At 54.9% G+C, this 9,352-nt stretch carries 5 protein-coding genes and 1 pseudogene; all 6 read right to left on the reverse strand.

Annotated elements, in window-relative coordinates; translation table 11 throughout:
- Window positions 1-131 precede the first annotated feature (131 nt).
- Window positions 132-1,103 (reverse strand): magnesium and cobalt transport protein CorA, encoded by a 972-nt coding sequence (locus KGB23_RS10165; protein WP_223430943.1) that lies wholly within the window; start codon window positions 1,101-1,103, stop codon window positions 132-134.
- Between the two features lie 256 nt (window positions 1,104-1,359).
- On the reverse strand, window positions 1,360-3,894 hold the full coding sequence (locus KGB23_RS10170) for an EAL domain-containing protein (protein ID WP_223430944.1): 2,535 nt from the start codon (window positions 3,892-3,894) through the stop codon (window positions 1,360-1,362).
- Between the two features lie 211 nt (window positions 3,895-4,105).
- Window positions 4,106-4,861, reverse strand: coding sequence for a methyl-accepting chemotaxis protein (locus tag KGB23_RS30385; protein ID WP_411741493.1), 756 nt, complete (start codon window positions 4,859-4,861; stop codon window positions 4,106-4,108).
- Between the two features lie 150 nt (window positions 4,862-5,011).
- A pseudogene (locus tag KGB23_RS30390) lies at window positions 5,012-6,244 on the reverse strand (chemotaxis protein); the annotation flags it as partial.
- A 128-nt stretch (window positions 6,245-6,372) separates the two neighbouring features.
- Window positions 6,373-8,037 (reverse strand): glucose-6-phosphate isomerase, encoded by a 1,665-nt coding sequence (pgi, locus tag KGB23_RS10180; RefSeq protein WP_223430947.1) that lies wholly within the window; start codon window positions 8,035-8,037, stop codon window positions 6,373-6,375.
- Between the two features lie 560 nt (window positions 8,038-8,597).
- Window positions 8,598-9,352 (reverse strand): PfkB family carbohydrate kinase (locus tag KGB23_RS10185; protein ID WP_223430949.1); only part of this gene is annotated, 755 nt, incomplete at its 5' end.

The raw sequence follows: 9,352 nt of genomic DNA on the forward strand, positions 1-9,352 counted from the left end.
ACGTCTATGTAGCTGACTAAGGTAATTCGCGATTCTGCCCGCTTATTCGATCGTACCGGTCAACGCCAGCGCCTGTTCGATCCATGCGGGATCAATCAATTGTGCAAAGCGTTCGAAGGAGATCGGATTGACTACAACCACCCCGACCGCTTGAAACTCGTCCACAAACCGACGCACCCAACAGTGATAAACCCCAACACCGCGAAATACCCGTAATGCCAACTCAACTCCGGCATGTCCTGAAAGTTCATCCCGTAAATCCCGGCTATCGCTGTCGGGAACGCCAGAATCGCCGCCCACGCCGCAAACTTGCGCTGCACCACACTCTGCCGTGACGCCTCCAGCAACACCCCGACCTCGATGGTCTGGCTGGCGATGTCTGCCAGGGTCGTCAGGTCTTCCATTTGCCGCGTGACGTGAATCTGCACATCGCGGAAATACGGACGCATGTTCTTGTCGATAAATGGAAAGCTCAGGTTCTGCAGCTCCTCACCGATCTCCACCATCGGTCCCGCAAACCGGCGCAAGCGCAATACATCGCGGCGCAGACTGTGGAGTTTCTGAATGTCGTGCTCGTTCAAAGAGCCGAACATGACGCTGCGTTCCAGCTCATCGATCTCGGCATGGATCGCTTCGCCCATCGGCTGGTAGTTTTCAATCACGAAGTCGAGGATGGCATAGAGTGCGAAATCTTCCCCATGCTCCAGCAACAGCGGCCGCGCCTCACAACGCTGTCGGACATGGGCGTAGGACGCCGAATGACCATTGCGTGCGGTAATGATGTAGCCCTTGCCGGCAAAGATATGAGTCTCGATGAACTGCAGTTTACCTTCATTGCGGATCGGCGAATACGTGACGATAAACAGCGCGTCGCCGAACGTTTCCAGCTTCGGCCGGCTGTGTTTTTCCATGGCGTCTTCAATGGCCAGCTCGTGCAGATTGAACTGGCGTTGCAGGTTGAACAGCTCCTGGGCGTTCGGTTCTTCGAGGCCAATCCACACAAAGTGGCCAGGCTTCGCAGCCCAGGCAGCGCCTTCGTCGAGGGTGATATTGGTGACTTTTTTACCGGCGCTGTAAACCGCAGCAGCAACAACTCTACCCATAATGATGATTCACTTCTTATTAGCCACTTTCTATTGATGAAGACTGGCAGTGCCTAGTGGGATTCAGCTTAATCTTGTCTGTTGTTTCAGAGTCAGCAACATCTGTAGAGTTCGCAGACAAAAGAAAACCCGCACAGGATAATGCCAGTCAGTAATGTATTCGTTTTTTTAAATATTGGCGGTGACGTAAACGTCACGGCTAATAGACACAGTATTAATAGGCGTTGAAATCCAAGTACTAGTCGCCAATCTTCATCTACCGACTGACATGCTTAGCTGATAGCAACAAGTCGTCGAATTTGCTCGCGCACATTGGTCGACACAGAAAATAACCTTGGCCTTCATCACATGAAACTGAATCGAGCAACTGAAGATGTTCAAGTGTTTCAATACCTTCGGCGGTCACCGTGAGCGAAAGTGCTCGGCCCAGCCCGATCACGGCTTTGATGATCGCCAGATCAACTGGGTCCTCGCTCAGCCTATTGACAAAGCTACGATCGATCTTAAGCCCGTCGAAAGGAAACGACCGCAAATAGCTCAAGGATGAGTAACCCGTACCAAAATCATCCATCGAAATTCTGACCCCAAGTGATTTCAGGGTTCGCATCAAGAGAAGTGCATTATCGGTATCTTCCAGCATGACGCTTTCAGTCACTTCCAGTTCGAGCCGTGCCGCTACTAGTCCAGATGTGATCAAGGCAGTTTTTACGCGCTCGACCAACTGACCTCCCTGAAATTCTTTCGAGGAAACGTTGACCGATACGAATAGATCCTCGGGCCAGCGAATAGCTTGACTGCAAGCTGTGTGCAAGACCCAATCACCCAATGCAGTGATGAGCCCTGTTTCTTCGGCGATCGGGATAAACTCCTCAGGGGTCAATAGGCCCCGTATAGGATGTTCCCAACGAACCAATGCCTCGGCTCCCATCATCTTGCCGTCAGAAATTCGAAACCTGGGCTGAAATTGAAGTCGCAGCTCACTATGGTTGATAGCATATCGAAGATCACTTTCTAGTCGTCTACGCTCGATGATTCGATCATTCATCTCTCTATCATAAAATCGCCAGATACCGCGGCCGCTGGTTTTGGCCTCATACAGCGCAATATCTGAATAGCGCAATAATTCAATTGCCTGCGACGCGTCCCGGGGTGCCATTGCAATCCCCACACTAGCGCTGACAAAGATGTTTTGACCATCTATCACGATTGCTTGCTCGATCAAACCAATCAATCGACGGCAAATGGTTTCGACTTCCGAATGCTCAACCTTGCCGGAGATGACCATGACAAACTCGTCACCGCCCACTCTAGCCACAATGTCTTCATTACGGACGCACTGTTTGAGTCGAGCCGCAATCTTGTTCAGCACACGATCCCCCGCAGCATGCCCAAGAAGATCATTGACCGGCTTGAACCGATCAAGGTCGATGGTCAGCATGGCCAATGGTGAGTTTAATGCAAGCACTGTGGAAAATTTGCTGTCAAGAAACTCGCGCAACTGGCTCCTGTTTGGTAGCCCCGTCAGCACGTCGTGTTTAGAAAGGTATTCGATGCGTTGGCGCGATTCTATTTCTTCAGTTACGTCTGTCGCGGTGCCGCGAAAACCCTGCTTATCAATATTGCGCGCTGCTATTTTGGCGATTCGTTTACATAGATGGACATCGGTGTAGCTGCATTCCGTGGTCGTGTTACAAAGTCTATTGTTGCTTCGAAGCCAATCCAACAGCGTCCCATGTTGCAAGTCGACAAGATTGTCGATCGGAATGCCTAACCATTGGGTCTTTGACAGACCGGTTACCGTCTCGAACCTATCGGACAAATAAGTTACTCGCCCTTCAATATCAGTTTCCCATATCCAATCAGAACTGGCTTCCGCCACGTCGCGAAAGCGCGATTCGCTTATGGCAAGGGCGGCTTGGCTGTTTCTCAACAACTCATGGTTCTCGTCCAGAGCGCGCGCGTCCTTTGTGTTGCGACGCAGAATGATCCAAGTCATTAGAAAGATGGTGAGCCCTGCCAGAACTATCAGCGGCAGCACGAAGATAACCAATTGCCGTCCTGGTTTCACTGCGCTCCATTGCAGTTGAATGACGTTGTTGTGGTCACCATGCAATATGACGCGTGGCACAGTCGTGTCATTGTCTGTAGCAATGCGTAGCCCTTTGATACCCAGATTTTCGCCGATTGCATCCAACTTGGCGGGATCTAGTATTTTGACGATCATCATCACCGATGATGGCCTGCCATCCGGCTCTACAGTGGGGTCCGTGCCTGGCGTAATGGCCGCTGCCGCGATCAATGTCGGCGTCCCTTTGAGCGTCGTAATCAGGGTTACAACTTCTTCGTACTTGGACTCGGCGCGAGCGTCGCTTACTAGCTCACCGATAGGCCGCCCGATCCATTCCGCGGCCGATATATCCTTGAACTTGCCCTCGATCACGGAGTATACGGTACGATCGGAAGGTCCCAGGACGAACATGCCCTGAAAACCAAAGTCATCAAATTGGGCCGGACCGAAATTTTCTCGCACATACGCCCAATCGAAATCGACAGTACGGTGCAAATGCTTATAGGCATCACCCCAGAATGCATAGTCCTTAATGGTCAAGTGCAAGGACTTTTCAGCCCCATTTATGCTTTTCTCAATAAGGGACTGCGCTTGTTCCATCTCCGTACGATTCAAGCCTTGGGCGAAATACAACAGCAGTGAGACCGCCATTGCAAAGACGACGGTAAGAATCGCAGAGAACGTGATCAAAGAGGCATTTGCCAATGCGGCACTGGTGCGCATTTCAGCGCACGGGTAAAGAGTGGTATTAGCAGATTTAAGCATGAGAGGCCTGAGCGAGTCGTGGTAAGCCACATCGCCTCGACGATAAGAGACTATCGTCGGTGCGGCGATGCGCTGATGGCACCTGTTAGTCAATCAGACGGTAAGAAGTGACTTGCCATCATTACGGAATAGGGGCAAGACAGCCCCCGCAGTGATTTGTGAGTATTTGCTATACCCGAAATTGATCCATCAATTTCAACTGCTGGGTGGTCAGGGAGTTGAGGTGGCTGCTGATCTGCGCTGATTCAGTGGCTTGTCCCGTCAGGGTTTCGGTGACGGTGCGGATGGCCGAAACATTGCGGTTGACCTCTTCGGCCACGGCGCTTTGCTGTTCCGCAGCGCTGGCGATTTGCAGGTTCATGTCGCTGATCACCGTGACCGCTTCACTGATTTTGCTCAACGCCTGGACCGCTTGCTGGATCTGCCCGGCGTTGCTGTGGGCCTGGGTCTGACTCGAATGCATCGTGGCGACCACGCCTCGGGTGCCGGTCTGGATGCGTTCGATGACGATGCGGATTTCTTCCACCGAATCCTGGGTCCGTTTGGCCAGGTTGCGCACTTCATCGGCCACCACTGCAAAACCGCGACCGCTCTCACCGGCACGCGCCGCTTCAATTGCCGCGTTGAGCGCCAGCAGGTTGGTCTGCTCGGCGATGCTGCGGATCACTTCCAGTACCGAACCGATCTGCTCGCTGTTGACCGCCAGCACTTCGACTTCGGTCACGGCCTTGCTGACCTCTTCAGCCAACTGATTGATGTCACGGGTGCTGCGCTCGATGATCGACATGCCATCGCGGGCCGACTGGTCGGCACCTTTGGCCGCATTGGCCGCGTTCGACGCACTGTTGGCGACGTTATGGGCGGTGGCGCTCATTTGATTGGATGCGGTGGCAACCTGGTCGATTTCGCGGAACTGCACCTGCATGCCTTCGCTGGTCTGACGGGCGATTTCCGAAGACTGGTCGGCGGTGCCACGGGCGTCGGTGATGCTTTGTTTAATCTGCGCGATGGTCGGCTGCAGCTTGTCGAGGAAGCGGTTGAACCAGCTGACCAGTTCGCCCAGTTCATCTTTCTTGCTGTAGTGCAGGCGTTGGGTCAGGTCACCATCGCCGCTGGCAATCGCCTTGAGCATTTCGGCCACGCTGTTGATCGGCCGGGTCACGCCCGAAGCAGCGAGCCAGATCAGCAACAGACCGACCAGGCCGGCAACGACTGCCACCAGCATTGCTTTGATCGTGCCACTTTGCTGTGCGTCAGTGAGCACCGCTTGCAGTTTTACCGAGTCGGTTAGCATCACTTGTTTCGGCAGGTCGATCACCACGCCCCAGGCTTTGGACTCGGCGATTGGGCTGACCGGGTACACCGCACGGATCAGGTCACCCTGTTCGATGATTTTTGGCGTGCCAGCGCTGAGCAGTTGCAGAATCTCCTGGCCGTCTATACCCAAGGTGTCGCCAATGCTTTTGCCGACCTTGCTCGCGTCAATACTGTAACCGGCCAGCACACCGCTGCCGGATACGATCAGCATGTGCCCGGCGTTGTTGAACAGGTCACGCTGTGAATCGACCGCCGCGGCTTGCAGGGCATCGAGGGCGATGTCCACACCGACCACACCGATGGATTTGCCGTCCACCAGCAGCGGTACGGAAATGGTGGTCATTAGCACTGCCTTACCGGCAACCGTATCGGCATACGGATCCAACAGGCAGGTTTGCTTGCTATCGCGGGGGCAAGTGTACCAACTGTTGTAAGGCGTGCCGCTGAGGCTCAGAGTGGTTTTGGTCATGTCGTCTTCGACCATGATCGTATTGATCCCGGTACCGCCGACACGACTCCAATAACTGGCGAAGCGACCGGCCTCATTGGACTGACGAGCTGCATCATTGGCGAATTCTCTGTCCTTGCCATCCAGGCCGTCGGGTTCGAATGCCAGCCAGATCCCCAGCACTTTGCTGTTGCGCTCGAAGGCGGTTTTCAGGCTCTGGTTCAACTCCTCACGCAGGACGCTGGCTGCCAGCGAACGTTTGGCGGCCATGGTGCGCAGGTCTTTGATCTGATCGGCCAGTGCGGTCACCACCAACAGGCTTTCGCCAAAGGTCTTCTGTACCCGCATGGCTTGCTCGGCCACCTTGGCCTGGAGCAAATCCTGCACGCTGGCGGTGAGCATCTTGCTGCTGGAGGCACTGACCAGTTCAACGTTGCGATTGGTTTGGTAGATGTTCATGCCGACGATCAGGAAGACCACACCCAGCAGGCACAGGCCGGACAGCAGAACGATTTTCAGGCGGATGGAAAGAGAGTCGAACATTGGGGCGAACTCGCGAATGGATGAAGTATTGGCTGTGAGTGGGGCCCGACCCGGTTGCGACTGAGGACTAATAAAAGAGAGCCTAATCGCTGGAGCAGGAAGACTTCTTTCAAACAATATGGGGCTTCTCAGCCACGGTGAAGGCTACGGAAGTACCTAATCAGTCCTTGCGTTGACGGGTCTTCGGCCGGCGCTTCTTCGCTACCGACCAAGCGGTTGTAGACGCCTTTGCCCAGCTCTTTACCCAGTTCCACGCCCCACTGATCGAAGGCATTGATGCCCCAGACCACGCTTTGCACGAAGACTTTGTGTTCATACAGCGCCACCAGTGCGCCAAGACGACGCGGGCTGATGCGTTCGACCACCAGGGTGTTGCTCGGACGGTTGCCCGGGATCACCTTGTGTGCCGCCAGCTTCTGCACTTCATCCTCGCTCATGCCCTTGTCACGCAGCTCGGCTTCGGCCTCGGCGCGGGTCTTGCCCAGCATCAGCGCCTGACTTTGCGACAGGCAGTTGGCGTACAGCCACTGGTGGTGGTCGGACACCGGGTTGAAGCTGACGATCGGCACGATAAAGTCGGCCGGAATCAGCTGGGTGCCTTGGTGCAGCAATTGGTGATAAGCGTGCTGACCGTTGCAGCCGACGCCGCCCCAGATCACCGGGCCGGTATCGGTGGACACTGGCGTGCCGTCCTGGCGCACGCTCTTGCCGTTGGATTCCATGTCCAGCTGTTGCAAGTGCTTGGTGATGTTGCGCAGGTAGTGGTCGTACGGCAGGATCGCGTGGCTTTGCGCGCCCCAGAAGTTGCCGTACCAGACACCGAGCAAGGCCAGCAGCACCGGCATGTTCTGTTCGAAAGGCGCGCTCTGGAAGTGCTGGTCCATGGTGTAGGCACCGGACAGCAGTTCCTTGAAGTTCGACATGCCGATGGCCAGGGCAATCGGCAAACCGATAGCCGACCACAGCGAGTAACGCCCGCCGACCCAGTCCCACATCGGGAAGATGTTTTCTTCGCGAATACCGAATGCCATCGCCGCCGCATTGTTGCTGGAAACGGCAATGAAGTGACGGTACAGCTCGGCTTCCGAACCACCCTGATCCAGGTACCAGGCGCGTGCAGCCTGGGCGTTTTTCAGGGTTTCGAGGGTGTTGAAGGATTTCGACGAGACGATGAACAGCGTGGTCTCGGCGCGCAGCTTCATGGTCAATTGGTGAAATTCACTGCCGTCGATGTTCGCCAGGTAATGGCAGCGCACGCCTTTCTGAGCGTAGGACAGCAGCGCTTCGGACACCAGCTCAGGGCCGAGGAACGAGCCACCAATGCCGATGTTTACCACGTCAGTGATTGGCTTCTCGGTGTAACCGCGCCACAAACCGTTATGGATGCGGCCCACGAGGTCGGTGATCTGGTTCAGCACCTTGTGCACATCGGGCATCACGTTGACGCCGTTGACCGACAACTTGTCGCCCACCGGGCGGCGCAGTGCGGTGTGCAGCGCCGGGCGCCCTTCGGAAGAGTTGACGATTTCGCCATCGAACAGCGCTTTGATCGCGCCTTTGAGGTCGACTTCGTTGGCCAGGCCCACCAGCAGGTTGCGGGTCTCGGCGTTGATCAGGTTTTTCGAGTAGTCGAGAAACAGGCCGCAGCTGCTAAGAGTGAATTGGGTAAAGCGCTGCGGATCGCCATTAAAGGCTTCGCGCATGCTGAAATCCTGCATCGCTTCACGGTGACGGGAGAGCGCCTTCCAACCGGGCGTCAGTGTCACATCATGAGAGTTTGAGTAATGCACCATTAAAATCACTGCCTATAATTAATTGTTCGCTCACTGGTGTCACCTGGATGGTGCAACCACCATCTACAATTAGGTCGCGCCGTTGATCATCGCCCCTGCTTCGCTCGCCAGAAATAACACCACAAGACATCTCTTCTGGCTGAACTAATCGACGGGGCGATTACTACGCCCGCGTTTGCCACCTAACTCTCCTGTCCATCAGCGAGGTACGTTTGCCACTTTCTATTTGGCGACCTCCGCCGCCTTCCGGACAGAACTTCATCAACTCCAAGCAGAGCATTCCATCGAGGTAAAACCATCGTAAAGTTCAGGTCGGCAACGCTGAACGCGACCAGCCTTACTTCACCATCGAACCTAGCGACAATCCGTGTCGTGCAGCAGGGCGACAGAAGTAACGACTGTCGCTAAATCTCTCGCATGCCTGCGCTTCTGCGGCCAAGCCCCTGAGTATGGGAAGGTTCCGCATTCCCATACTCAGGGGCTCACGCTTAAAAGGTCTATCAGACAACCACGAGTTGCGTCGTTTTACTTGGACAACTCCTCGACGCCGACAACCATGGTCAGGTACGTGTTAGCCGCTGAAGCAAACCTTCCACATCAGTTAGCGCTGGAGCATGGGCTCCGGCATACCGGCAAGATATGGATGCGCAAGCCGCTGAAAATCGCAGGCGCGCGCTCAAGTCTGAGATCCCCAGCAACTCCGCCGCCAGCCAACCAGCCATACAAGCGTCTCCTGCTCCAACCGTGTCTTCCACTTTCACGGCAATAGCCGGCTGCTCGAGTTGGCTGTCCGGGGTGTGGAGAATCATCCCGTGTTCCCCTCGGGTAAACAGGATCTGCGCCTGAGGATTGAGAGCGCGAAGCTCATCCATTGCCTGGTGCTCGGTCAGCCCTGGATAAATTTGCCGAAGGTCTTCGTCGGAAAGCTTAATCATGTCAGCAAGGGTGGTCATCGTAGGGAAGGTCTGCTCCCGATAATGGCTATCCATTAAATTGCGCCAGTTCGGATCATAGCTAATCCGTTTACCAGCTTCTTTGGCCTGCCGAGCAATTTTAACCAGCCTGTCTGCGAGTGGCTGTCGAGCCAAACTGATGCAGCTGAAATGACACAGCTCTGCTTGGTTGATCCATCCTTCGGGCATCAGATCAGGATCAAAAAACAGATCGGCATCTCCAGCAAAAAAGTACTTTGGAGGACGGCTTGATGGAACAATGGCGACCAAAGGATCTCGGTCTACCCGTTGGATAAACCTCATATCTAACGCTGCCGCTTCCGACTGCGAAACTATCTCGTCACCCAGTGAATCCATGCTCA

The organism is Pseudomonas sp. GL-B-26 (assembly GCF_019947405.1).
GTDB lineage: Bacteria > Pseudomonadota > Gammaproteobacteria > Pseudomonadales > Pseudomonadaceae > Aquipseudomonas.

What these genes read in the sequence shown, in the direction of transcription:
- pgi (WP_223430947.1), bottom strand. Translation starts at nt 8,037, where the DNA reads ATGGTGCATTACTCAAACTCTCATGATGTGACACTGACGCCCGGTTGG.
- KGB23_RS10165 (WP_223430943.1), bottom strand. Translation starts at nt 1,103, where the DNA reads ATGGGTAGAGTTGTTGCTGCTGCGGTTTACAGCGCCGGTAAAAAAGTC.
- KGB23_RS30385 (WP_411741493.1), bottom strand. Translation starts at nt 4,861, where the DNA reads ATGCAGGTGCAGTTCCGCGAAATCGACCAGGTTGCCACCGCATCCAAT.
- KGB23_RS10170 (WP_223430944.1), bottom strand. Translation starts at nt 3,894, where the DNA reads ATGCGCACCAGTGCCGCATTGGCAAATGCCTCTTTGATCACGTTCTCT.